Consider the following 24937-nt stretch of genomic DNA (forward strand, 5'->3'; position numbering starts at 1 on the left):
GGCCGTCCCACGTACCGTCATGGGTATGCGCTCCACTCCCCCCGTCCGCCGCCTGCGCCTCGGTCTGCCCCGGCGGATGTTCTCCCAGGTGCTGCTGATGCAGGTGGCGATCGCCGCGGGGGTCGCGGTGCTGGCGACCGGACTCTTCCTGGCGCCGCTGAGCGAGCAGCTGGACCAGGAGGCGATGCGCAGGGCGCTGGCCATCGCCGAGACCACCGCGCAGGACCCGCAGATCGCCGAGGGCGTCCGGACCACCTCACCGGACCGGAACGGCCCCGTGCAGCGGGAGGCCGAGCGGATCCGGCGGGCCACGCACGCCGAGTACATCGTGGTACTGGACCGGAACTGGGTGCGCTGGTCCCACCCCACTCCCTCGGAGATCGGCCGCCGTGTCTCCACCGACCCTTCCGACGCCCTGTCCGGCAAGGAGGTCATGGAGATCGACCGGGGCACCCTGGGCCGCTCGGCGCGCGGCAAGGTGCCGCTGTACGACGCCGGGCACCGCGTCGTCGGCGCGGTCTCGGTCGGCATCGCCTACGACAGTGTGCGGGCGCGGCTGATCAGCGCGATCCCGGGACTGTTCGCGTACGCCGGCGGCGCCCTGGCGGTGGGCGCGCTGGCCGCCTGGCTGATCTCCCGGCGGGTCCAGCGGCAGACCCGGGACCTCGCGTTCTCCGACATCTCGGCGCTGCTCGCGGAGCGTGAGGCGATGCTGCACGGCATCCGGGAGGCGGTGGTCGCGCTCGACCGGGGCGGCCGTATCCGCCTCCTCAACGACGAGGCACGACGGCTGCTCGGCATCGGCGACGAGGCCCTTGGGCGCACCCCGGACGAGGCGCTCGGCGCGGGCCGTACGACGGATGTGCTGGCCGGCCGCGTGACCGGCACCGACCTGCTCACCGTGCGCGGCCAGCGCGTCCTGGTCGCCAACCGCATGCCCACCGGTGACGGCGGTGCCGTGGCCACCCTGCGCGACCGCACCGAGCTGGAGCAGCTGGGGCGCGAACTGGACTCCACGCGCGGGCTGATCGACGCGCTGCGCGCCCAGGACCACGAGCACGCCAACCGCATGCACACCCTGCTGGGGCTGCTGGAGCTGGAGCTGTACGACGACGCCGTGGAGTTCGTCGGCGAGGTGGTGGGGGATCACCGGGCCACCGCGGAGCAGGTCACGGAGCGGATCCAGGATCCGTTGCTGGCCGCGCTGCTGGTGGGCAAGGCGACCGTGGCGGCCGAGCGCGGGGTCGCCCTGTGGGTGTCGGAGGACACCCGGCTACCGGACCGGCTGATCGATCCGCGGGGGCTGGTCACGGTGGTGGGCAACCTCGTGGACAACGCCCTCGACGCGGTCGCCGCCACCCCGCACGCGCGCGTGGAGGTCGAGTTGCGCACCGAGGGCCGTACGGTCGTCCTCGTGGTGCGCGACACCGGGCCCGGGGTGCCGGAGGACCAACGGGAGCTGATCTTCACGGAGGGCTGGTCCACCAAGAAGCCGCCCGCGCACGGCAAGCGGGGTATCGGGCTCTCCCTGGTCCGGCGGCTCGCCGAACGGCAGGGCGGGAGCGCGGCCGTGGGCCGGGCGGCGGGGGGCGGCGCGGAGTTCACCGTGGTGCTGCCGGAGGCGCTGGCCGAGCCGGAACCGGTGCCCGCGGGGGCCGGCGAGTCCACCGGAACCGCCGCCGTCACCGGGTCCGGGGAGGAGGCGTGATGATCGAGGTCCTGGTCGTGGACGACGACACCCGTGTGGCCCGTGTCAACGCCGCCTACGTCGAGAAGGTGCCCGGTTTCCACGTGGCCGGCGAGGCACACAGCGCGGCCGAGGCGCTGCGTCAGGTGGAGAGCCTGCCGCGGCTCGACCTGGTCCTGATGGATCACTACCTGCCCGACGACACCGGTCTCGCGGTCGTCCGGGAGATGCGGCGGCGCGGCCACCAGACCGACGTGATCATGGTGACGGCGGCGCGGGACATCTCGACCGTGCAGGCGGCCATGCGGCAGGGCGCGCTGCAGTACCTGGTGAAGCCGTTCGCCTTCGCGGGCCTGCGGGCCAAGCTGGAGGCCTATGCCGAGCTGCGGCGCACCCTGGACGGCGGCGGCGAGGCGGAGCAGGCGGAGGTGGACCGTATCTTCGGCGCGCTGTCCGCCCGGTCGGAACCCGAGTTGCCCAAGGGGCACTCCCCCACCACGGCCGAGCTGGTCCGTCAGGCGCTGATGAGCGCCGAACGCCCGCTGTCGGCCCAGGAGATCGCCGAGCGGACGGGGGTGAGCCGGCAGACCGCCCAGCGGTACCTGAAGCTGCTGGAACGCACCGGCCGGGCCCGGCTGACCCTCAAGTACGGCGACGCGGGCCGCCCGGAGCACCGTTACGTGTGGGCGACCCAGGGCCCGGCGTAAGACGGGCGGCGGCCACCTGTGCCCCAGGAAGGAGTCCGCGGGGCATCTTCGCGGCCTCCGGACCTCCTCCTTCCCATGGCCCCCTCATGTGAGTCACCGGGTGGGCGGTTTCGCCAGCCCCTTGCTGTAGGCGTACCGCACGGCCTGCGCCCGGTCCTTGACGCCCGCCTTGGCGAAGAGGTTGTTGATGTGGGTCTTCACGGTCGCGGTCGACACATGCAGTCTCCGGGCGATCTCCTGATTGCTGAGCCCCTCGGCGATCAGCACCAGGACCTCGCACTCCCGCGTGGTCAGTCCGTCGGGCGGCTGACCGGCCGCCGGTTCGAGCTGGGACTCCGGTCGCGACAGCCGCTCCAGCAGCCGTCTCTGAACGCTCGGCGACAGCCCGGCGTCGCCCGACAGCACGCTGTGCACGGCACGCACGATCTCGTCACCGTCCGCGTCCTTGGTCAGATACCCCCGGGCGCCGGCCCGCAGCGCGGGGAAGAGCGACTCGTCGTCCGAGAAGGTGGTGAGCACCACGACCTGGGTTCCGGGGTACTGGGCCCTGATCCGCCGAGTGGCCTCCACGCCGTCGCAGCGAGGCATCCTGAGATCCATCAGGACGACGTCCGGCGCGAGTTCACCGACCAGCCGCACGGCCTCCTCGCCGTCACCCGCTGCCCCCACGACCTCCACTCCGGGAAGCAGCCCGAGCAGCATCACGATCCCCTCACGGACCACGGTCTGATCGTCCGCGACGACCACCCGCGCGATCCTCCGCCGTCCCTCCGTTTCGGTCATACGGGCACCTTCAGCGTCACCACGAACCCTTCTCCGTCCGGCCCCGCGTCCAGCCAACCGCCCAGCAATTCGGCCCGCTCCCGCATGCCGAGCAGACCGTACCCGCCTCCGCATCCGTCGAGTTCGCCCGGCCGGCCTCCCGAGTCCCGCACGTGCAGCGTGACTTCGTGTTCGCTGTAGTCGAGCCGCACATCCACTCTGGCGCCATGGGCGTGCTTGCGGACGTTCGTCAGCGCCTCCTGCGCCACCCGCCGCACGGCCTGGGACGCCTCGGCCGACAGGGGTCTGCGTTCACCCGTGACGGTGACCTCGGCGCCGTCGGCCGTACGGACGAGCTCGGCCAGGCAGTCCTCCAACGGAGTCATCTCTCCACGCAGCGCGGACAGCGCGTGCCGGGTCTCGGTCAGTCCGTCTCGGGCCATCCCCCGGGCGGCCACCACCCGCTCCAGGATCCGTTTCCGGTCCGCGCCGTTCTCGATCAGCAGCCGGGCCGCCTCCAAGTGCACGAGTTGCGCCGAGAGGCTGTGGGCCAGCACATCATGAATCTCCCGTGCGATGCGGGCCCGCTCGGCGAGCGCCGCGGACTCGGCTTCGGCCGCGCGGGCGGCGCGCTCCTGGGTGAGCAGCCGCTGCGCGTTGCCCCGGGCTTCCGCGTCCAGCCGCAGCACGTACCCGGCGAGGGCCAGGCCGGCCGCGGTGGCGGCCGTGGTCGGCCAGGGGTCGTTGGTGAACACGGAGTAGGAGGCCAGCGCCACCGACGCGACGGGGGCCCCTACGCCGAGCGGCAGCCGTTCCAGCGCGCTGACCGCGCAGCCGCACCAGATCACCAGGGCCGGCCCCCGGAATCCCGTCGTCTCGGCGGCGACCGCGAGAGCGAGGAGCATCCCCATGAGCGCGAGGGACGGCACCAGCCGGTGCTCGTAGGTGGCCCGGAAGAAGGCCCAGGAGACGAGAGCGGTGAGTGCGACTCCCGCGGCTGCCGCGAGGGCTTCCCAGAGACCGACGTGTCGCTGGCTGAAGGCGGCCCACAGCAGCATGGACAGCACGAGCAGGCGGACTGTCCACGCGAGCAGCCGTCGGGGCCGGCTGATACCCGCTGGACCGAGCGCTTCGCGGGACGGCCAGCGTGTCCAGGCGTTCTCCGTCACACGCGCTCCTTCCAGGCCGGCGGGCTGCCGCCACCGTATGCCGGAGCGGGGCGCCTCGCCGGGCCGAAGGACCGGGCCCGCTGTGCCAGGATCCCGCCTCGGACCAGCAGTGTGCCGGCGAGGCCGAGTATCAGTGCGGAGGTGTCCTGGTGCTGCACTCCGAGTGCGGTGCCGAGGGCGAAGACACCGGCACGCGCGGCTATGCCTACGGCCCATACGGCGATGCTCGCCTTGGTGCTCTTCGTCCACACCGTGCCGTCCGGCGCTGTCCAGAGCCGGGTGGTCCAGCCCCAGCCGACGCCGGTGGCCACGCCGATGATGAGTTCGACCGCGAGTAGGGCGGCGGATTCCGCGCGGTGGTGGGCGTCGAGTACGCCGGGTTCGCTCAGCGCCACGACGGTGAGAATCGCGGGCGGCAGCCACCAGCGCCGGTCCGTGTCTATCGCGCGGGCACGGAACTGCCTCGCGATCACGACCGCGACCACGGCCACGATCGCCAGCACGTTGACGAGCCCGGACATCAGAGCCTCCGTGAGCGAGAAGGTGGGGCCGGAGCGAGCGCTCCCGACGCCTTCAAAGCTACGGAAATCCGCAGGCCAACTGATCGGCCCCGGGGTGGATCACGGGTGGAACCTTGAAGCGGCCCGCCTCCACCCACGGGTGGAGAGACGGCCCGGTCGCGGAGCTGCGGGGCAGGTGAGGCTGGCAGGTGGGGCGTGCGGCGCGGTGTGCTGGGGGCGGTGACCGGGTGGGCGTACCCAGCGCGGAAGGCAGCGGCGAACGTTCGGGTTCCGGGCCGACGGCTCCGCCCGTCCAGCACCCACCCTCCCGTCGGCCGGCCTCAGCCCGAACGACCTCGGCACCCGACCTCGGCACCCGGCCTCGGCCGAGGCGGCGTCAGCCCGGCCGGCCTCCGGCACCGCCCAGCCCCGACCCTCTAACCCCGCCCGGGGCCCTGGCCGCTCCCGCCCCGCTCCGGTCGTCGGCACAGCCAGCCACCCACCACGGCCGACCGAGCCGCTTCCGTCCCGACCCCGGCGCTGCCCGCTGCCCGCTGCCCGCTGCCCGCTGCCCGCTGCCCGCTGCCCGCTGCCCGCTGCCCGGCGACTACGCGTCGATGCGGGAGCGGTCCAGCGTCGCCGCCGAGCTGGAGATGAACTCCTTGCGGGGAGCCACGTCGTTGCCCATCAGCAGGTCGAAGACCTGTTCGGCGGCCTCCAGGTCGGAGAGGTTGATGCGGCGCAGGGTGCGGTGACGCGGGTCCATGGTGGTTTCGGCCAGCTGATCGGCGTCCATCTCGCCCAGGCCCTTGTAGCGCTGGATGGAGTCCTTGTACCGGATGCCCTTGCTCTGGAATTCCATGAGCTTGTCCCGCAGCTCGCGGTCGGAGTACGTGTAGACGTACTTCTCCTGGCCCTTCTTCGGCTGGATCAGCTCGATGCGGTGCAGCGGCGGCACGGCTGCGAAGACCCGGCCCGCCTCGACCATGGGCCGCATGTAGCGCTGGAACAGCGTCAGCAGCAGGCAGCGGATGTGCGAGCCGTCCACGTCGGCGTCGGTCATCATGATGATCTTGCCGTACCGGGCCTGGTCGATGTCGAAGGTGCGGCCCGAGCCCGCTCCTATGACCTGGATGATCGCCCCGCACTCGGCGTTCTTGAGCATGTCGCTCACCGACGAGCGCTGCACGTTCAGGATCTTGCCCCGGATCGGCAGCAGGGCCTGGAACTCGGAGTTCCGCGCCAGCTTGGCCGTACCGAGCGCGGAGTCGCCCTCGACGATGAACAGCTCGCTGCGGTCGACGTCGTCACTGCGGCAGTCGGCGAGCTTGGCCGGCAGGGACGAGGACTCCAGGGCGGTCTTCCGGCGCTGGGCGTCCTTGTGCTGGCGGGCCGCGACCCGGGTCCGGGCGGCGGCGACCACCTTCTCCATGACGACCCGGGCCTGGGCGGCGGCGTCCCGCTTGGTGGCCGTCAGAAATGCCTTCAGCTCGCTGCTGACCACGTTGTTCACGATGCGGCGGGCCGCCGAGGTGCCGAGGACCTCCTTGGTCTGCCCCTCGAACTGCGGCTCGGCCAGACGGACCGTGACGACGGCGGTGAGACCCTCCAGGGCGTCGTCCTTGACGACGTTGTCCTCGGCCACGCGCAGCAGCTTCTTGGCGCGCAGCACGTCGTTCATCGTCTGGGTGAGAGCCTGTTCGAAACCGGCGACGTGGGTGCCGCCCTTGGGGGTGGCGATGATGTTGACGAAGGACCTGACCGTCGTGTCGTAGCCGGTCCCCCAGCGCAGCGCGATGTCGACGCCCAGTTCGCGAGTGACCTCGGTCGGGGTCATCTGACCGTGCTCGTCCAGGACCGGGACGGTCTCCTTGAACGTACCCTTGCCCGAGAAGCGGAGGACGTCGCAGATCGCCTTGTCGTTGGCCAGGTACTCGCAGAACTCGCTGATGCCACCGTCGAAGCGGAAGGACTCCTCCCCCTTGCTGCCGCCCTCGCCGAGGCCGAACTCGTCGCGGACGACGATGGTCAGGCCGGGGACGAGGAACGCGGTCTGCCGGGCGCGCTGGTGCAGCGTCTCCAGGGAGAGCTTGGCGTCCTTGAGGAAGATCTGCCGGTCGGCCCAGTAACGCACGCGTGTGCCGGTGCGCGTCTTGGGGATCTTCTTGGTCTTGCGCAGGCCGCTCTTGGCCTCGAACTTGGCTTCGGCGCCGTCGGCGGCGAAGGCGCCGGGCACCCCCCGCCTGAAGCTGATGGCGTGTGTGTGGCCGCCGCGGTCCACTTCGACGTCGAGGCGGGCGGAGAGGGCGTTGACCACGGAGGCACCGACGCCGTGCAGGCCGCCGGAGGCGGCGTACGAGCCGCCGCCGAACTTGCCGCCCGCGTGCAGCTTGGTCATGACGACCTCGACGCCGGACAGGCCGGTCCTCGGCTCCACGTCCACGGGGATGCCGCGGCCGTTGTCCCGCACCTCCACGGAGCCGTCGTCATGGAGGATCACCTCGATGCGGTCGCAGACTCCCGCGAGGGCCTCGTCCACCGAGTTGTCGATGATTTCCCACAGGCAGTGCATCAGACCGCGGCTGTCGGTCGAGCCGATGTACATGCCCGGGCGCTTGCGCACGGCCTCGAGGCCCTCGAGGACGAGCAGGTGCCGCGCGGTGTAGTTGGAACCGTCGCGGTCTGCTCCTGCCAGCAGCGCTGTGGACGGCACGGACGTCTCGGCGGTCACGCGGTTCGCTCCTCGCTGAATTTCAGATGGCCCCCTCATGGGTAAGGGGGCGGCTTCGGTCGCCGCACAGAGGGTACCGAGCCCTGGTAGAGCCGGTGTAACGCCACCCTCGTCGGCATCTCACCCTAGTCCAGCCTCGCATGCATGTTCGATCCCTCGATGGAGTGAAGCACATATCACGTTCCCTTTGGGGCATGAACCATTTAGGCTCCGGGCACGTCCTCATGAACAACCGGCAACCCAGCCGGGAGGACGTGACAGCAAGAGAGCGCGAACCCGTACGCACCAAAGACACGCAATACGGCACATTCGCCGCCAACGGGCAGCAGACGACCTTCCCCGGAAAAATTTTCGCGGAAAGGCCACGAGCGGGAACGTTTGGGGCTGGTTGGATGTTGACCCTGGTACGACAGCTCGTCGAGCTAGAGAAGAGGCGACGTGACTACTGTTCTGACCCCCGCGAGCCCGCTGACGGCCGCCGATCGCTGCGACCGCTGCGGCGCCCAGGCATACCTGCGCGTCGTGCTGCTCAGCGGCGGAGAACTGCTCTTCTGCGCCCACCACGGTCGCAAGTTCGAGCCGGAACTCAAGAAGATCGCCGCTGAGATACAGGACGAGACCGAGCGACTGACGTCCGTTCCGGGCACGGTTTCCGAAGAAGAGCGCTGAATCTCGCACACACGACGAGCCAGCCCCGGCACAGGCCGGTGATCGGGCGGCCGCTCCCTACCAGGAGTGGCCGCCCGTGCTCATACCCGCTCACGCGCTACGTGCCGCCGTAGGGCCGTCTCCGGGCCCCTTGGGCCGGTTCGAGCGCCCGCACGACCTCGGAGACGCGTGTGTAGACGCCGGGATGCTCCGGCCGCCCACAGCCGCTCCCCCACGAGACGAGGCCGATCAGCCGCCCCGCTGCCACCAGCGGACCGCCGCTGTCCCCCTGGCAGCCGTCGGGCCCTCCGGCGACCTCACCCGCGCACAGCATGGTGGCGGCCTGGTAGGCGCCCTCACGGCCGCCCGGGTAGGCCCTGGCGCACATGTCGTCGGAGAGCACCCGTACGCGTGCGGCCCGCAGCCGCCGCGCATAGGCTCCCTCCCCGGTCGTGTCGCCCCATCCGGACACCAGTGCTTCCGTACCGGGCCGGTAGGCCGGGTCGCCCGCGCGCGCCATGGTGATGACCGCGTCCTTCGGCAGGGGTCCGGCGAGGGTGAGCACCGCGAAGTCCCCGGAGTTGGTCGCAAGGTCGAAACGGGGGTTGCGCCGGATCTCCCGTACGGCGATCTCCTCGCCCTCGGACGACAGCAGGTCGGTGCGGCCCGCGATGACCTTCAGGTCGCGCACCCGGTCCGGCGGCATGCCGAGGGCTTCCTGGGTCAGACAGTGGGCGGCCGTGAGCACCGTGGTCGGTCCGATGGCCGCAGCGCCGCAGAACTGCCCCGCCCGCGCTCCGCCGAACAGGTCACGGCTGGCCAGCGCGACGGTCCAGGGAGCCTGGGAGACGTCTATCGGGAAGCCCCCCACGACCACGCCGCCGGCGTGTACGGGAGCCGCGCCCACCAGTGGCATCGCGGCCACGGCGGCCGCCAGTGCCAGCGGCCGGACCAGTGCCCGGGCAAGCGAACGGCGCATGCATGCTCCTCACTCTCAGGTCTTCCTGGGGCACCAAGAGTGATTCATGAAGCGGGATCGCGCAGCCCGAAGGCCCGGCTCCGCGCTTCCGTCTAGTGGTCGTCGCAACACCCCAGCTCTAGGGGGTGCGATGGACTTCAAGATTCGGGAGATCCGGACGGCTCAGGGGCCGAAGAAGCTGCTGCGTGAGCGGGAGCCATGCTTCCAGCTCATGCAGCAGGGCTTCAGCAACAACCAGGCGTGCCGGATCGTCGGCATCAACGACAAGACCGGCCGCCGCCGGCGGAACGGACGCAACGCCGACCGCAAACAGAAGGCGGCACCACCGGTTCGACCGGTGGTCCCGCCTTCCGGTCCGTCGCGGTACCTGCGCCCGGACGAGCGGATCCACATCGCCGACCGCCTGCGGGAGAAGGCGTCCGTCCGGCAGATCGCCGCTGAGCCGGGCCGCAGCCCGTCCACCCTCAGCCGGGAGATACGCCGCAACCGCACCGACGGAACCCGCGGTCTGTGGCACTACCACCCGCACGCCGCCCAGGCCCGCACGGAAGCCCGCCGGCCCCGCCCCAAGCCCGGGAAGATCAAGCAGAACCCCGAACTGCGCGCCTTCGTCCAGGACCGTCTGAACCTACGGTGGAGCCCGGAGCAGATCTGCCAAGCCCTGCGCGCCCAGTTTCCCGACCGGCCGGAGATGCACGTGGTCCACGAGACCGTCTACCAGGCCCTCTACGTCCAGGGCCGGGGCGAACCGCGCCGCGAACTCGCCACCGCCCTGCGGACCGGCCGGGTCCGGCGCAAGCCCCGCCGCCTGGCCCAGCAGCACCAGCCCCGCTTCCGCGACCCGATGGCGATGATCAGCGAACGTCCCGCCGAGGTGGAGGACCGGGCGATACCAGGGCACTGGAAAGGGGACCTGATCATCGGCAAGGACGGCGCGTCCGCCATCGGCACCCTCGTCGAACGCTCTATCCGTTACGTGCTGCTGGTGCACCTGCCCAACGGCCGGGGCACCGAGTTGGTCGCGACGCCCTGGTCGAGACCGTCCAGACGCTGTCGGCTCACCTGAAGCGATCGCTGACCTTGGACCAGGGCAGCGAGATGGGGCGCCACCGCGAGTTCACTATCGCCACCGACATCCCGGTCTACTTCTGCGACCCGGCCAGCCCCTGGCAGCGCGGCTCGAACGAGAACACCAACGGCCTCCTGCGGCAGTACTTCCCCAAGGGCACCGACCTGACGGTCCACACCCGCGAGCACCTGGCCGCCGTCGCCGCCGAACTCAACGGCCGTCCACGCAAAACGCTCGGCTGGGAAACCCCAGCCGAGCGCCTGCATAAACTGCTCGCGGCCTGATCAACACGACCACGTGTTGCGACGACCCCTAGAAAGAGCCGCGAGGAGAACCGGGCCTTCGCCGTCGTCCGGCCGACGACCTGGTCGTTCGGTCGCGGCCTAGTCGAGGTAGTCGCGCAGCACCTGGGAACGCGACGGGTGGCGCAGCTTCGACATGGTCTTGGACTCGATCTGACGGATGCGCTCACGCGTCACGCCGTAGACCTTGCCGATCTCGTCGAGGGTCTTCGGCTGGCCGTCGGTGAGACCGAAGCGCATGGAGACGACGCCGGCCTCGCGCTCGGACAGGGTGTCCAGCACGGAGTGCAGCTGCTCCTGCAGAAGCGTGAAGCTGACCGCGTCGGCGGGCACGACGGCCTCGGAGTCCTCGATGAGGTCACCGAACTCGCTGTCACCGTCCTCGCCCAGCGGGGTGTGCAGCGAGATGGGCTCACGGCCGTACTTCTGGACCTCGATGACCTTCTCCGGGGTCATGTCGAGTTCCTTGGCCAGCTCCTCCGGGGTGGGCTCGCGGCCCAGGTCCTGGAGCATCTGGCGCTGCACGCGCGCGAGCTTGTTGATGACCTCGACCATGTGCACCGGGATACGGATGGTGCGTGCCTGGTCGGCCATGGCGCGGGTGATCGCCTGACGGATCCACCAGGTGGCGTACGTGGAGAACTTGTAGCCCTTGGTGTAGTCGAACTTCTCGACCGCGCGGATCAGACCGAGGTTGCCTTCCTGGATGAGGTCCAGGAAGAGCATGCCGCGGCCGGTGTAGCGCTTGGCCAGGGAGACCACCAGACGGAGGTTGGCCTCCAGGAGGTGGTTCTTGGCGCGGCGGCCGTCCTCGGCGATGATCTCCAGCTCACGCTTGAGCTTCGGAGCGAGCTTGTCGGAGTTGGCCAGCTTGTCCTCGGCGAAGAGACCCGCCTCGATGCGCTTGGCCAGCTCGACCTCCTGCTCGGCGTTGAGCAGGGGGACCTTGCCGATCTGCTTCAGGTAGTCCTTGACCGGGTCGGCGGTGGCGCCGGCCGCGGCAACCTGCTGCGCGGGCGCGTCGTCCTCGTCCTCGTCGGAGAGGACGAAGCCCGCGTTCTCGGTGCCCTCGGGCTCGTCGGCGACCTTGGTGTCCTCGAGGACCTCGTCCTCGAGAAGCTCGACGTCGTCCTTCTTGGCGGTGGTCTTCTTGGCGGCCGTCTTCTTGGCGACGGCCTTCTTGGCGGTCGCCTTCTTGGCGACGGCGGTGGTCTTCTTGGCGGCAGCCTTCTTGGCGGTGGCGGCTTCCTCGGCGGAATCGGCCGCGGCCGTGGCGGTGGGTGCCGCGGGGGCCGCCGTGGTGGCGGTGGCCTTCCTGGTGGTCACCGTCTTCGCCGCGACCGTCCTGGTGGCGGTGCGCTTGGCCGGACTCTTCGCTGCGACGCTCTTGCGGGTGCGCTTGGGCTCTGCGGCACTGACCATCAGCGTCACACCCTCTTCCTCAAGAATCTGGTTGAGGCTGCGCAGTACGTTCTTCCACTGAGTGGCCGGAATCTGGTCAGCTTCGAAGGCCCGACGCACATCGTCGCCGGCGATCTGCCCCTCAGCCTTTCCCCGCTCAATGAGCGCCATGACAGAGACGGACTCGGCGATCTCCGGCGGGAGCGTACGGGATGTGCTGGCCGACACGAACAACCTCTCGGAACGTTGGAAAACGGCTTCCGGCACCGTCCACTGCGGACAGGAGCCGACCACCGGCCTGGGGATGGGCCGACGGCGCGGGCGGGGGCCGGGAAGATGCACAGCGCCATGCACGGCGTCCGTATTCCCTCCGCGGCTATCACCTCTTAGGTCATCGCGCTGTCTCCACGAGCGTTACGCCCATTCTGCGTGGCCCGAGTCACACCCCATAAGCGGTCAAAGGCGGTCAGATGTACGCATACGAGATCACCAGTGGTCGCCGTCCCGCTCACCCCGTCACCGAGGGGCCGTCGCATCGCCGGACTCCGCCGGACTCCAGAAGGTCCGGCGAGGTCCGGCGGCGGCCGGTATCCGGGCCCGGCGCCGCCGCGAGCACCACTGGGACGCCACACACTGGCGACCGCACCACGTCCCTCGCGGGGTCTAGTGCTCGCGCGGGGCGGGCACCACGCGCTCCACCTCAGGGTGGACCGTCAGCAGCTGACGCATGGCCGTCTCCGCCGCCGTGCCGTCGCCGGTGCCGATGGCGTCGACGATCCGCGCGTGCTGGGCGAGGGACGCCTCGTTGGGACGGTCACAGGCGGTGACCGGGCCGCCGGAGACCTGGAGGGCCGCCGAGACGATGCCGGAGAGGTGCTCCAGCATGCGGTTGCCCGCGATCTGGATCAGCAGCGAGTGAAACTCGGTGTCCGCGCGCGCGTAGGTGAGGGCGTCGCCCTGCGCCATGGCATGGCTCATGATCTCGACCATGTCGCACAGGCGCTGCTGCACCTCCTCGCGCCCGTGGCCGGCGGCGAGGCGGGCGGCCAGCGGCTCGATCGTCCAGCGCAGCTCGCTGAGCTCCCGGCGCTGGTCGTCGCGCTGCGGCCCGAAGGCCCGCCACTCGATGATGTCCGGATCGAGGAGGTTCCAGTCGCTGACGGGACGCACCCGCGTGCCGACGTTCGGACGGGCGCTGACCAGGCCCTTGGCCTCCAGGACCCGGAGCGACTCGCGGACGACGGTGCGGGAGACCTCGAAGCGCTGGCCGATCTCCTCAGGCACCAGCGGTCGGTCCGCGCCCAGGTCGCCGGAGACGATCATCTGCCCCAACTGCTGGACGAGTTGGCCGTGCAGCCCGCGCCCGCGGCTGGCCGCGGCCCGCCGGCCGACACGCCCGAGCTCGGGTTCCCCACCCTCCCAGGCGGGCACGCCGACGCGGCCGGCCACCGAGGCCTCGGCGTAGGGGTAGCGGTCGAGTTCGCCCGGGCCGGCCAGACCTGAGTCTGTGGAGCGGGCGGCGTTCATCATGGTGTGCGCAAGGGTACTCACGGATCCTTTGTCGGCGTCGCCTCCAACTCCCTTGAGGTCTTTGGTGAAAAGCACACGAAAGGGTGATCGCTCACCCCGTCGCAATTGACGCCTTATCGGAAAGAAATGGCCTTTCTGCGGGGAGTTGTGGGCAGAGCGGGACCGGAAGTGCACGAAGGGTGGTCAGCGCAGCCGCGTCCGCAGCGCCGTGAGCAGATACGCGCACAGAAGACCCGCGAGCGACAACCCCAGTGCGATGCCCATGGGTTGGGCGAGGACCCGCGCGGCGGCGAGCAGGTACCGCTCCCCTCCGAAGGGCCACGGCAGCAGGAAGACCTCCCGCATCCGCACCGGGAAGTCCGCCGTCATGCGCACGGCCGGGCCCTGGAGCGCCTTGTGGACCAGGGGTACGACGACGACGGGAACGGCGAGGACCGCGGCCAGCCCGGCCGTGGTGGACCGGAACACGCCGGCCGCCAGTACGCCTGCCCAGGAACAACCGACCACCAGCCCGAACCAACTCGCGGTCAGCGCCAGCCAGTCCGCGGGAACTTCCGTCAGCTCCCGTCCGTAGACGATGTAGAGCGCTTCGGCATCGCAGCCCAGGGTGAGGAAGGCGAGCAGCCCCGCGGTGGCTCCGGAGACGAGCAGTTTCGCGGTGAGCAGCCCCAGCCGGCGGGGGACGGTACCGCGGTCCGCCGCCAGGGCGGGGTGGCGGAACTCGTCCCCGAAGGCCAGCGCACCCAGCAGCCCCGCCCCGAGCGCCGCGGGCGGCAGCGGCAGTTCCCGCGGCCAGGCGGCGAACAGTCGCGCCTGCGGGGTGTGCCCGGTCCTGGCCAGGAGCAGGGCCATGAGCGCGGACACGACGAGCACGGCGCCGCAGGTCAGGAAGCCTGTGCCGATGCCGGCGGCACGCCGGACCTCGTAGCGCAGGGGGCGGAGCGGGCTCGGGGCGGAGCGGACGGAGATGGGAGGCGGGAGGGGAGAGGAGAGGACGGCGGCGGAACGGTCACCGCCGAAGCGGCCGGCGTGGCCGGCCCGCGCCTTCCGGGCACCGGGGTTCCTCGCCCCTGGTAGGAGGGGGCGAGCACCGGGAAGGGTCGGCGCGGTGGCGGGCGTGTCGTCGCCGTGTGGCCCGGAAGACGACGCGACCGCGCCGGAACCGGTCTCCGGGGTGACCGCTGGACCGGCGGTCCGGTCGCCGTGGCCTCCCTCACCGGCATCGCCCGCGATGTCTGCGCGCGACCGGCCGCCGCTGCCGCCGTCCCGGGCGCTGCCCCTGGCTTCGGCCCGCTGGTGCGCCCGCCGGGCCGGCGCTTCGCCTGCCGCGCCGTGCGCACCGGATGCGGTGGCGGTGTGCGCGGTGCCGTCGGCCGGACACGCCGGGCCGGCCGGGGCCGCGGCGCGGGGGGAGTCACCGGGGGCGGCGGGGGGCACCGATTCCGTCTGCTGAGCGGCACCGTGGGTCCGCCCGCCGTCGGCGCCCCCCGCCCGGCGCGAATCCGAACGACCGGCCGCCCGCTGCCCTTCATGCGTCAGGGACGGGCCGGTCATCGGCCATTCGGCCCGCGGTACGGCCGGTGCGGCCGCCATGGGCTGCCGCTGCCCGGCAGGGTGCCCGGACGCCGTGGTGTTCCCCGCCGAGAGGCCCTGCGCTGGTGTGTGCGGTTCCGGTGCGGAGCGGTCGAGGGTCGTCGAGTGACGTCCGGCCGCTGCCCGGTGGGGCGGGCGCCGCTCCGTCATCGGCTCCGCGGTGCGGGGTTCCGCCGTCGGGAAGCCCGACTTCGCGGACTCTGGTGACCCGGCCGCGGACTTCGCGTGTCGCGGCTCCGCCGACGCCTCGCGCACGCTCCGGGCCGGGTCTCCGGGTGAACCCGGCGATCCGGCCCGGCCACCGTCAAGGGCGGAGCCGGGCACCGTGCGCCCGCGTTCCTTCAGCGCCCGGCCGGCCGGGGCGGGTCCCCGGTCCCCGTACGAGACGTCGGACGCCGTCGGGCCTCGCTCCGATTGGGCCCGTCGGTGGGCAGGCGGTGAGTCCGGTGCGGGTGGCCGGGGTTCGGCGGGGCGAGCGCCGTCACCCCCACCGGATCCGGCGCCCGGCCCCATGTCGCCCACTTCGTCGGCGAGTTGGTGAACGAGAATGCCGTGACGGAAGGCGGTCTCCCCGACATCGGCGGTCGTGCTTCCGTACACCGACAGGCGGTTGCCTTCCTCGCGTACGACTTCGACGGAGCGGCGGGCGGTACGGGCGTCCTTGGCGAGCAGGGCCGCGAGGCGTGCGGCATGGGGACTGCGGACGGCGACTCGCCGACGCAGCCGGGTGCGGGCGAAAACCCTCGCCTCCTGGTCGGCGACGAGTCTCCCGCCGTCCAGCGTGACAACCCGGTCTGCGGTGCGGGCCGCTTCCTTGGGCTGGGCCGTGGTGAACAGCACCGTGCCGCCCTCGTCGGCGTGGGCCCGCAACATGCCGTGCAGCCACTGGGTCTCCCGGGTGGAGAGGCCGTCGGTGGGTTCGTCCAGCACGAGCGTGTGCGGGTCGGGCAGCAGGGCGCAGGCGAGACCGAGTCGGCGGTCCATGCCGCGTGACAGCGTGCCGAGACGTTCTTCGCGGAGGCTGACGAGACCCACCACTTCGAGCACCTCGTCGGCTCGCCGTGCGGGAACTCCCGAGGCCGCGCACAGCATCCGCAGATGACCGCGGACCGAGCGGGCCGGGTGTCCCGGCACATCGCCGAGGAGCACGCCGACTTCACGCGACGGATGGGCGATCCGGTGCAGTGGCCGTCCTCTGAAGTAGGTGATTCCGCGCCCCTGTTGAAGCTCGAGCATGAGTTTGAGCGTCGTCGTCTTGCCCGCGCCGGCGCGTCCGAGGAGCGCGGTGACTTGCCCGGCGCGCGCTTCGAAGGAGACGTCGTCGACGGCGGGCGGATGCGCCTTGCGGGAATTGCTGGTCAGTCCGAAGGCCTCGATCACCTGAAGCAAGATAGCGCGACATGTCTGGTTTTTCGGGTATAAGGCGATTTGTGGAGAGATGCCGTGTGGCCTACCTCCTTCCTTGTCCGCCGTTCGACGGAGCCCACGCGCTGAGCGGACGGCCCGGCGGCTGACGGCTGACGGCTGACGGCTGACGGCTGACGGGTTCAGGCGAGCCCCGGTGCCGGGTTCCCGTGTCTCAGACCTCGGGGCGCAGCATCGGCGGGTTGAGCAACGTCGCGCCGCCGGCCCGGAAGAGTTGGGCCGGGCGGCCGCCCTGGCGGGTGGTCGTCCCTCCGGTCGGGACGAGGAATCCAGGGGTTCCCGTCACCTTGCGGTGGAAGTTGCGCGGGTCGAGCGCGACGCCCCATACCGCCTCGTACACCCGGCGCAGCTCGCCGACGGTGAACTCCGGCGGGCAGAAGGCGGTGGCCAGCGACGAGTACTCGATCTTTGAGCGGGCGCGTTCGACGCCGTCGGCGAGGATCTGGGCGTGATCGAAGGCGAGCGGTGCCAGGGGTTCGCCGTCACGGCCGTACCCGCCCTGCTGGAGCAGTTCCTCGACCGGCGCCCAGCGCACGTTGCTGGCGTCGCCGCCGGCGCGTGGCGCGGGCAGGTCGGGTGCGAGCGCGAGGTGCGCGACGCTGACCACGCGCATACGGGGGTCCCGCCCAGGATCGCCGTAGGTCGCGAGCTGCTCCAGGTGCGCTCCGTTGTCCTGGGCCGGGGCGGCGGGGTCGTGGGCACACAGCCCGGTCTCCTCGGCCAGCTCGCGCGCCGCCGCCTGGGACAGATCCTCGTCGGCCCGTACGAAGCCCCCGGGCAGCGCCCAGCGCCCCTGGAAGGGAGGCTCGCCCCTGCGTACCGCCAGCGCGCACAGGGCATGGCGGCGCACGGTCAGCACGACCAGATCCACAGTGACGGCGAAAGGCGGAAAGGCTGACGGGTCGTAGGGCATGCCGCGATCATAGTCGTCTCCCTGACGATAAACACTCCCCTCGGCGGTCGCATCGGCGGCGGTTCCGCGTCGTTCCGGTACGGCGCGCGGCACCGCGTCCCCTTCGTCGGCTCGGTGGCCCGCGCGCTGTCGTCCTCCTCGTCCCGCGAGGTCACGCGCCCAGTCGCAGACCGTCCCCCGCCTCCTTCCTCGCTCCTCCCAGCCCGGTGACGCGCGGCGAAGGGGGTGTCGGCGACGCGGGGTCCGCAGGGAACGGAGAGGTACGGCGGACAGGCCCGGGCAGGCACTCCGCCACCCGGGTGAACACGGGCGAGCCTGTCCGGGGGACGGCTCGCGGTGCGGAAAGGTGTGACGCCGTGTGTGGCAGCGGGATGCTTCTCATGACCGGCGGCCTGCACGAGGCGGAGCCGTGGTGCGGCGGCCGGCCCGCGGGCGCGGCCGGGGCGGAAGCCGGTTCGGCATGGAACCGGGGGTTCGCCGCTGTCGGCGCGCGGGGCCCTGTTCGGTCTCCGCAGCCGCGTGCGGCCAGGGATGCGCCCTTCCGGGCTCGGACCGGTGGGCGTTCATCGGTTGCCCTCGGGGCGCGGGTGTCCGCCCTCCGACGGGACACCGCCGGCCGCGCTGTCGCCCGGACCGGTGGCACGTGTGCGCCTGGTGCTCGCGCTCCGGCGACCGGGCCTGGCGGACCCGGACGTGGTCGACCGGGGGCGGGAGCCGGCCGGCCTGCGCTGGTCGGCCGTGGACCGGGCCGTGGGACGGTTGTCGTCGCCGTCCGTGCTCCGCGTGCGACGCCTGCGCTGCCCGTCGGGCCTGGGGCCTGGGATCGGGACCTCCGCCGGGACCAGGGAGGGCTGGGCCGGGTCCTGCGGGGCCTCGGCGAGCGCCCGCTGCGGTGCCGGGTTCGTCGGCCTCGCCTTCTGTGCCGCTGTGACCTGCGTGTCGTGCGCGCCCTGGGCGTTCTGTGTCTCCGGCTCGTTCTGCGCGTCCTGCGGCTCCTGCGTGTCCTGGGCGCGCAGGCAGCGGCGGACCGCTTCCGGGTCGAGCCCTTCGTTGCACGCCTGGTGCAGCAGGCGTGCGAAGAGGTAGTCGGGATCCGCGCCCAGTGCCATGGCCAGCGCCTCGCGTGCCTCCAGTTCGTCACCCGTGGACCAGGCGACCCAGCCCGCCAGGGTCAAGGGGGCGGCGGCGTGCTCGCTGTAGGGGCCGACGCAGCGGCGGGCCAGGGCGCGCCAGAGCCGCAGCGCCGTGCCTGCCACATCCCCTTCCATCCAGGCGGCCGCCCTGTCGCGGGTCGTGCGGTCCTGGAGTCCGAGGATCAGGGCCGCCGCCTCGTCGGCGCCGAGGAGGCCGTCGTCACGGACGTCAGCCGGATGCGTGCCGGAGACCGGCGCCGCCGCGGCGAAGCGGTGGATGACCCGCTCGGCGAGGACGAGGGTCTCCTGCGCCACCTCCTCGCGGGTCGTCTCGTCCAGGATGCGGGGCACCAGGCTCATGCCCGCCGCGTCGAGGGCGATCTCCTGGTCCAGCGCCGCGGCGGACTCGCAGGGCTGCAGCCTGGAGCGCAGTTCTTTCAGCGTGCCGCGTACCTGGAGACCGGCATAGGTGGCCGCCGCGGCGAGCACGGAGGTGCCGGGCAGCCCCATCGGGGAGCCGTCCTCGGGGCAGCAGTCCTTGACCGGGCAGCAGTACGACCAGTACCGCCCGTCCGAGACGCACAGGGCCTCGACGACGGGCACGTCGAGGCTTCCGCACTCGGTGCGCATGAGCTGGGCGAGCCTCGTCAGCCGTAGTTTGACCTGCCGGCCGGACTCTCCGGGACCCGGTTCCTGGCAGACGTAGGCCACCATGCCCTCAGGCCGGGCGCCGCGCCGCTCACTGCCGGTCACCAGACCGCGGGCCAGTTGCCGGGCGGCGGACTCCCAGTCCTCCTCGTTCGCGGGGATGCCGAGCCGGGCCCGGCCGCCGAACCTGCCGCTGCCTCCCCGGTCGTGCAGGGCGACGAGCACCATGCTGTCCTCGGGGCGGTAGCCGAGCAGGTAAGGCAGGGCGTCGGCCAGTTCGGCGGGGGTGCGCAGGGTCACCTGTGCGGTGTGGTCGGCCGGTCCGGCCGACGGGTCGTGCCCGGAGATGTCGTCGTTTCCGAAGGCTCCGGCGGTTTCGCTGTGATTCGTCATGCGCCGACGATCTCGCGGATTCCAGTATTCCGCTTGAGCCTGTGGATAAGTCGGATCAGGGACACGACAAGGCCGGTCGGGTTGTCCACAGCCCCGGCCCGGGCCCGCCCGGTTGTCGGTGCCGTCCTGTTGTATGGAACGCATGGAACACACGAGCAACGCGGATCTCCGGACAGAGGCCGATGCCGTTCTCGCCCGGCTCGTCGGGGACGCGACGGGTGCCGCCCGGCTGCGGGAGGACCAGTGGCGGGCGATCGAGGCGCTGGTCGCCGACCGGCGCCGGGCCCTGGTCGTCCAACGCACGGGCTGGGGCAAGTCCGCGGTGTACTTCGTCGCGACCTCGCTGCTGCGGGCCAGAGGAAGCGGCCCCACCGTGATCGTCTCGCCGTTGCTCGCGCTCATGCGCAACCAGGTGGAGGCCGCGGCCCGGGCCGGTATCCACGCCCGGACCATCAACTCGGCCAATACCGAGGAGTGGGACGCCGTCCAGGCCGAGATCGCGGCGGGCGAGGTCGATGTGCTGCTGGTCTCGCCGGAACGGCTGAACAACCCTGATTTCCGCGACCAGGTGCTGCCCGCGCTCTCCGCCGCCACCGGCCTGCTCGTGGTGGACGAGGCCCACTGCATCTCCGACTGGGGCCACGACTTCCGCCCCGATTACCGCCGGCTGCGCACCATGCTGAGCGACCTGCCGTCCGGTGTCCCCGTACTGGCGACCACCGCCACGGCCAACGCGCGGGTGACCGCGGACGTCGCCGAGCAGCTCGGCACGGGTGGCGCGACCGATGCGCTGGTGCTGCGCGGACCGCTGGACCGGGAGAGTCTGAGCCTCGGCGTGCTGCGGCTCCCGGACGCCGCGCACCGGATGGCCTGGCTCGCCGACCACCTCGACGACCTGCCGGGCTCCGGCATCGTCTACACGCTCACCGTCGCCGCCGCCGAGGAGGTCACCGCCTTCCTGCGGCAGCGCGGACACACCGTCGCCTCCTACACGGGCAAGACGGAGAACGCCGAACGGCAGCAGGCGGAGGAGGACCTGCTCGCCAACCGCGTCAAGGCCCTGGTGGCCACCTCCGCCCTCGGCATGGGCTTCGACAAGCCCGACCTCGGATTCGTCGTCCATCTCGGCTCCCCCGCCTCCCCCATTGCCTACTACCAGCAGGTGGGCCGGGCCGGACGCGGAGTGGCCCACGCCGAGGTCCTGCTGCTGCCGGGCAAGGAGGACGAGGCGATCTGGGAGTACTTCGCCTCGTTGGCCTTCCCCTCCGAGGACCTGGTCCGGCGCACCCTCGACGTCCTCGCCCGGGCGGACGGGCCCCTGTCGCTGCCTGCCCTGGAACCGCTGGTGGAGCTGCGCCGTTCCCGTCTGGAGACCATGCTGAAGGTCCTCGACGTGGACGGGGCGGTGCGTCGGGTCAAGGGCGGTTGGACGGCCACCGGACAGCCGTGGTCGTACGACGCCGAGCGGTACGCGTGGGTGGCCCGGCAGCGCGCGGCCGAACAGCAGGCGATGCGCGAGTACGCGACCACCACCGAGTGCCGGATGGAGTTCCTCCAGCGCCAGCTGGACGACGAGGACGCCAAACCGTGTGGCCGCTGTGACAACTGCGCGGGGCCGCGCTTCACCTCCGGCCTGTCCCCGGCGGCCCTGGACGCCGCGCGGAGCGACCTGGGCCGGGCCGGAGTGGAGGTGGAGCCCCGGCGTATGTGGCCGACCGGGCTCCCCGCCATCGGCATCGGCCTCAAGGGGCGCATCCCGGCAGGGGAACAGGCCTCGCCGGGGAGGGCGCTGGGACGTCTGTCGGACATCGGCTGGGGCAACCGGCTGCGGCCCCTGTTCACGCCGCAGACACCGGACACGACGGTGCCGGACGACGTTGCGCACGCCGTGGTCGGCGTCCTGGCCGACTGGGCCCGCGGCCCGGGCGGCTGGGCCTCCGGTGCGTCCGACGCCCCGCCGCGGCCGGTGGGCGTGGTGACCATGGCCTCGCGCAGCCGGCCCAGGCTGATCCACTCCCTGGGCACGCGCATCGCCGAGGTCGGCAGGCTGCCCCTGCTCGGCTCGGTGGAATACGCCGGTGAGGCGCCCCGCGTGCACCGCAGCAACAGCGCGCAGCGCTTGAAGGCCCTTGACGGGGCGCTGACAGTGCCTCCGGCGCTGGCGTCGGCACTCGCCGGGTCCGACGGTCCGGTGCTGCTGGTCGACGACTTCACGGAGACGGGCTGGACGCTGGCGGTCGCGGCACGTCTGCTCCGCAAGTCCGGGGCCTCCGGCGTGCTGCCGCTGGTCCTCGCCGTGCAGGGGTGAGCGCCGCGTCATCGCTGGTCCGGGCCACCGCGCAGTCGTTCACAGCGGCCCTCCGGACCGGTTCGGGGAGGGCGCAGGCGTCGTCGTCACAACCTTTGGGTAGGGATATAAGCCACGCACTACCAGATAACGCTCGGCGGCGCCAATTGCTCGTTGCCGCAGCCAAGTTCGACAGGAAGAATTGAGGTCCGCTGCCCGCACGACTCACCCGTGACCCGGTTGGGCCCCGCTGCGGCGCGCGCTCCCCCGAATCCGACCTCGCCCGCAGTATGGGCGCGTAGCCGAAGGGAGGAACGTGACCTTCGGATTCGCCTCGTCCTCGGCGGCCTCGTTGTCGACACCCGCGTCCGCCGCTTCCGCCAGTCGTCTGCTGGAACCGGCGGAGTGGGCCGCCGCCGGAATCCCTTTGCTGCGCAACCCCCGTGAGGTCGTCAGCGGCCTCCATGCCCGCCATCACCCGCAGCCGCTCACGGCGGTCGTGGCGGTGCTCGATCCGGACGAACGGCTGCGGGCGAGTGCCTCGTTCACGCGCCGTGCGGCCCCGGCCGACGGCTGGATGTTCCGCAACGCGCTGCTGGCCCAGCTGCGCCGGGTGATTCCGCACGACCTGCGTCGCCGCACCCCTGTGCGCACGGCCGTCCTGCTCTACTGCCGTGAGGGCGACGCACGTTGGACCGAGGAGGATGGCGCCTGGATGTGGGGGCTGCGCGATGCCTGCACACTGCACGGGCTGCGCTGTGGCGCGTACATCACGCTGACCCATGACGGCTGGCAGGTGCTCGGCGAGGGACGCGGCGGGCGGCGGCCGAACGCGCACTCGGCACCGGAGCCGTTCGCCACGTCGGACGCCCCGCCACTCGCGCCGCGCACCGGCGGCCCCGTCTCCGAGGTGTTGCGCCGGGCGGCGGCTCGCTGACCAACGCGGTGCGGGCCTACGCCGGTACGGGCCTACGCCGGTGCGGGCCTGCGCCGGTTCGCGCCACTGACCCGGGACTGCCGCGGCGCCTCCGGCCGGCACGCGACAGCCGGGCTGAACCGGGTGCGCGGTGAGCGGCCCCCAGGAGTGACGGCGGGCTCGCCTTCCGCGCCCCGAGGAGCCCCGGGGACCGCGGGATCCGTCACGAGGGCGCCCCGGCGACGGCCGCCGGTGATCTCCGGTCGGCACCGACGGGCGCGTATCCGGACGGCAGGCACCGCAGTGGCGGCCCGCGTCACTCCCCGCACGGCCTCGGCCGGCACTCCCGGGCACGCCCGGCGGAGCGGCCCCGGCGGCGTCACAGCCCCGGCCCACCGCCCACGCCGGTCAACCCCGCCGTCCGAGCACGTCAGAACCGTCGCCCGAGCCGGTCAGGCCCAGACCCGTCGCCCGAGCCGGTACAGGCCATGACCCGAGCAGGGCAGGCCCGTCGTCCAAGAACGTCAGGCAACCGTCGGAGCACCACAGATCCGGCGCCCGCGCAGGTCGAACCGCCGTCCGGACGCGCCAAAAGCCGCACCGTGCGGATTCCCGCCGGAGCGGCTCCCTCGGCACCCCGGTGTCCCGGGGTGCCGGACGCGGCTCAGACGCCGGCGCCCAGCACCGAGTTGATCTGCTGCGGGTCGCCGCAGACGATCAGCAGTGCACCGGCACGGGAGTGGGCCAGCGGGAGGGCGGCGGCAGCGGCGGAGGCGGGGCCTCCGTTGACGGCCACGACGACCACCGGGCGGGAGGCGGCACGGGAGGCGACGGCGGCGTCCGCGTAGAAGACGTCGTCACCGGCGTCGTGCTGCGCCCAGTAGGACGCTTCGCCGAAGGACAGTTCGTGCTCGGCCCACGGGTGCTGGGCACCGGTGGTGAGCACGAGCACGTCGCCAGGGGCGCGGCCCGAGTCCAGGAGCAGGTCCACCGCCTCCTCGGCGGCGTCGAGCGCACCCTCGGCCGAAGCCGGGATCAACTGGATCTGCGGGCTCGCCGCGGCGGCGGGAGCGGCCGGGCCGGAAGGGCCGGGCTTGGCCGGAGCCGCGTCTCGCGGTGTGCGCTGCGCCGGCGGTGTGGGCCGCAGGGGGCCGGGACGACCGGGGCGGGACGGAGCCGCGGGGCGGGGGCCGGGTACGGGGCGGGGGGTCGGCGCGGTACGGCCGCTGGCGGGCGTGGCGCGGGGACCCTGGGCACTCTCGTGAATCTGAGGCTCCTCGGGAATGAGAGGCATGAGTTGATATTTATCAAACGTTGGTGCGGCGCGGATGACCGGGTGGCACATCAGTGCGATCGGAATCGTCAGAAATCGAAGCCGAGCTGACCCTCAATTTCCGGAACGCTTCCGTCCGCCCAGTTGCGGACCTTCTTGAGGTGCCGCCACTGAGGCAACGCATCAAGATACGCCCACGACAAACGGTGGTGCGGGGTGGGCCCCCGCTCCGCCAGTGCGGCCTTGTGCACGGGCGACGGATACCCGGCGTTGGCCGCAAATCCGAAGTCTGCATGGTCGAGACCCAGTTCGGCCATCATTTTGTCGCGCTGAACCTTGGCGATCACCGACGCCGCCGCGACGGCCACGCACGACCGGTCACCCTTGATCACCGCGCGGACCCTCCAGGGAGCGCCGAGGTAGTCGTGCTTCCCGTCGAGGATCACGGCGTCGGGGCGGACCGGCAGGGCGTCCAGGGCGCGGACCGCGGCCAGCCGCAGCGCGGCCGTCATCCCCAGGTCGTCGATCTCCTCGGGGGAAGCATGCCCCAGCGCGTAGGCCGTCACCCATGTCCGCAGGATCTCGGCCAGTTCTGTGCGCCGCTTGAGCGTGAGCAGCTTGGAGTCGGTCAGTCCGTCGGGCGGGCGGCGCAGTCCGGTGATCGCCGCGCAGACCGTGACGGGGCCGGCCCAGGCGCCGCGCCCCACCTCGTCGACACCGGCAATGACCTTCGCTCCGGTCGTGGCGCGCAGGGAGCGCTCGACGGTGTGGGTAGGCGGTTCGTACGGCATGGCGCCCTTAGCGTACGCCGCCGGGATCGCCGCGCGACACCCCGGTCTCCCGATGGGGGCACGGGGTGCCGGAGCGGAGC

The 24937-nt window shown here is 72.0% G+C and carries 17 protein-coding genes and 1 pseudogene; 6 read left to right on the top strand and 12 right to left on the bottom strand.

The features are described from left to right. The first annotated feature begins 25 nt into the window (after nucleotides 1–25). Both AB0E62_RS22505 and AB0E62_RS22510 read left to right on the top strand, forming a co-directional pair. Nucleotides 26–1708, top strand: coding sequence for a sensor histidine kinase (locus AB0E62_RS22505; RefSeq protein ID WP_362196457.1), 1683 nt, complete (start codon nucleotides 26–28; stop codon nucleotides 1706–1708). Further along, nucleotides 1708–2394, top strand: coding sequence for a response regulator (locus tag AB0E62_RS22510; RefSeq protein ID WP_362196460.1), 687 nt, complete (start codon nucleotides 1708–1710; stop codon nucleotides 2392–2394). The genes AB0E62_RS22505 and AB0E62_RS22510 overlap by 1 nt, the downstream gene beginning before the upstream one ends. A gap of 93 nt (nucleotides 2395–2487) precedes the next feature. Here the strand turns inward: AB0E62_RS22510 and AB0E62_RS22515 are convergent, their stop codons facing one another. The 4 genes from AB0E62_RS22515 to AB0E62_RS22530 all read right to left on the bottom strand — a co-directional run bounded on the left by AB0E62_RS22515 (nucleotide 2488) and on the right by AB0E62_RS22530 (nucleotide 7556). Beyond that, a complete protein-coding gene (locus AB0E62_RS22515) occupies nucleotides 2488–3177 on the bottom strand; it encodes a response regulator transcription factor (protein WP_362196463.1) in 690 nt (229 codons plus the stop codon). After that, a complete protein-coding gene (locus AB0E62_RS22520; protein ID WP_362196466.1) occupies nucleotides 3174–4325 on the bottom strand; it encodes a histidine kinase in 1152 nt (383 codons plus the stop codon). Before AB0E62_RS22520 ends, AB0E62_RS22515 begins: the two co-directional genes overlap by 4 nt. Further along, complete coding sequence (locus AB0E62_RS22525; protein WP_362196469.1) at nucleotides 4322–4846, bottom strand: DUF1453 domain-containing protein; 525 nt, start codon at nucleotides 4844–4846, stop codon at nucleotides 4322–4324. The genes AB0E62_RS22520 and AB0E62_RS22525 overlap by 4 nt, the downstream gene beginning before the upstream one ends. 586 nt (nucleotides 4847–5432) lie before the next feature. Beyond that, entirely contained in the window at nucleotides 5433–7556 is a 2124-nt protein-coding gene (locus tag AB0E62_RS22530; RefSeq protein ID WP_362196472.1) for a DNA topoisomerase IV subunit B, read from the bottom strand. 438 nt (nucleotides 7557–7994) lie between these two features. Between AB0E62_RS22530 and AB0E62_RS22535 the strand changes: the two genes are divergently transcribed. Continuing rightward, nucleotides 7995–8225 (top strand): hypothetical protein, encoded by a 231-nt coding sequence (locus AB0E62_RS22535; protein ID WP_189756060.1) that lies wholly within the window; start codon nucleotides 7995–7997, stop codon nucleotides 8223–8225. A 97-nt stretch (nucleotides 8226–8322) separates the two neighbouring features. On the opposite strand, the gene AB0E62_RS22540 is transcribed toward AB0E62_RS22535, so the two are convergent. After that, nucleotides 8323–9183 carry a serine protease gene (locus AB0E62_RS22540; RefSeq protein WP_362196476.1) on the bottom strand — a complete coding sequence of 287 codons (861 nt, stop codon included), beginning with the start codon at nucleotides 9181–9183 and terminating at the stop codon, nucleotides 8323–8325. A 130-nt stretch (nucleotides 9184–9313) separates the two neighbouring features. Between AB0E62_RS22540 and AB0E62_RS22545 the strand changes: the two are divergent. Further along, nucleotides 9314–10536: pseudogene (locus AB0E62_RS22545) on the top strand (IS30 family transposase). 99 nt (nucleotides 10537–10635) lie between these two features. On the opposite strand, the gene AB0E62_RS22550 reads toward AB0E62_RS22545, so the two are convergent. From AB0E62_RS22550 to AB0E62_RS22570, 5 genes are all read right to left on the bottom strand, one after another. Beyond that, the gene (locus AB0E62_RS22550) at nucleotides 10636–12183 is read right to left on the bottom strand and encodes an RNA polymerase sigma factor (protein ID WP_362196479.1); all 1548 of its coding nucleotides are present in this window, start codon (nucleotides 12181–12183) and stop codon (nucleotides 10636–10638) included. A 435-nt stretch (nucleotides 12184–12618) separates the two neighbouring features. Then, nucleotides 12619–13506, bottom strand: a complete 888-nt coding sequence (locus tag AB0E62_RS22555) for a FadR/GntR family transcriptional regulator (protein WP_362196482.1) — start codon at nucleotides 13504–13506, stop codon at nucleotides 12619–12621. Between the two features lie 162 nt (nucleotides 13507–13668). After that, nucleotides 13669–16458, bottom strand: coding sequence for an ATP-binding cassette domain-containing protein (locus tag AB0E62_RS22560; protein ID WP_362196485.1), 2790 nt, complete (start codon nucleotides 16456–16458; stop codon nucleotides 13669–13671). A gap of 199 nt (nucleotides 16459–16657) precedes the next feature. Next, the gene (locus AB0E62_RS22565; protein WP_362196488.1) at nucleotides 16658–17416 is read right to left on the bottom strand and encodes an NUDIX hydrolase; all 759 of its coding nucleotides are present in this window, start codon (nucleotides 17414–17416) and stop codon (nucleotides 16658–16660) included. A 563-nt stretch (nucleotides 17417–17979) separates the two neighbouring features. Further along, nucleotides 17980–19590, bottom strand: a complete 1611-nt coding sequence (locus tag AB0E62_RS22570; protein WP_362196491.1) for a DUF4192 family protein — start codon at nucleotides 19588–19590, stop codon at nucleotides 17980–17982. Between the two features lie 142 nt (nucleotides 19591–19732). Here AB0E62_RS22570 and AB0E62_RS22575 point away from each other — a divergent pair, with 142 nt between their 5' ends. Together AB0E62_RS22575 and AB0E62_RS22580 are read left to right on the top strand one after the other, a co-directional pair. Then, on the top strand, nucleotides 19733–21898 hold the full coding sequence (locus AB0E62_RS22575; protein WP_362196494.1) for a RecQ family ATP-dependent DNA helicase: 2166 nt from the start codon (nucleotides 19733–19735) through the stop codon (nucleotides 21896–21898). Between the two features lie 295 nt (nucleotides 21899–22193). Continuing rightward, nucleotides 22194–22814: a hypothetical protein gene (locus AB0E62_RS22580; protein WP_362196497.1), complete on the top strand. Its 621-nt coding sequence runs from the start codon at nucleotides 22194–22196 to the stop codon at nucleotides 22812–22814. A gap of 643 nt (nucleotides 22815–23457) precedes the next feature. On the opposite strand, the gene AB0E62_RS22585 is transcribed toward AB0E62_RS22580, so the two are convergent. Both AB0E62_RS22585 and AB0E62_RS22590 read right to left on the bottom strand, forming a co-directional pair. Next, nucleotides 23458–24087: a hypothetical protein gene (locus AB0E62_RS22585; RefSeq protein WP_362196500.1), complete on the bottom strand. Its 630-nt coding sequence runs from the start codon at nucleotides 24085–24087 to the stop codon at nucleotides 23458–23460. Nucleotides 24088–24155: 68 nt separating this feature from the next. Then, nucleotides 24156–24857, bottom strand: coding sequence for a ribonuclease HII (locus AB0E62_RS22590; protein ID WP_362196504.1), 702 nt, complete (start codon nucleotides 24855–24857; stop codon nucleotides 24156–24158). Nucleotides 24858–24937: the final 80 nt, after the last annotated feature.

It is taken from the genome of Streptomyces sp. NPDC038707 (genome assembly GCF_040636485.1).
Classification (GTDB): Bacteria; Actinomycetota; Actinomycetes; order Streptomycetales; family Streptomycetaceae; genus Streptomyces.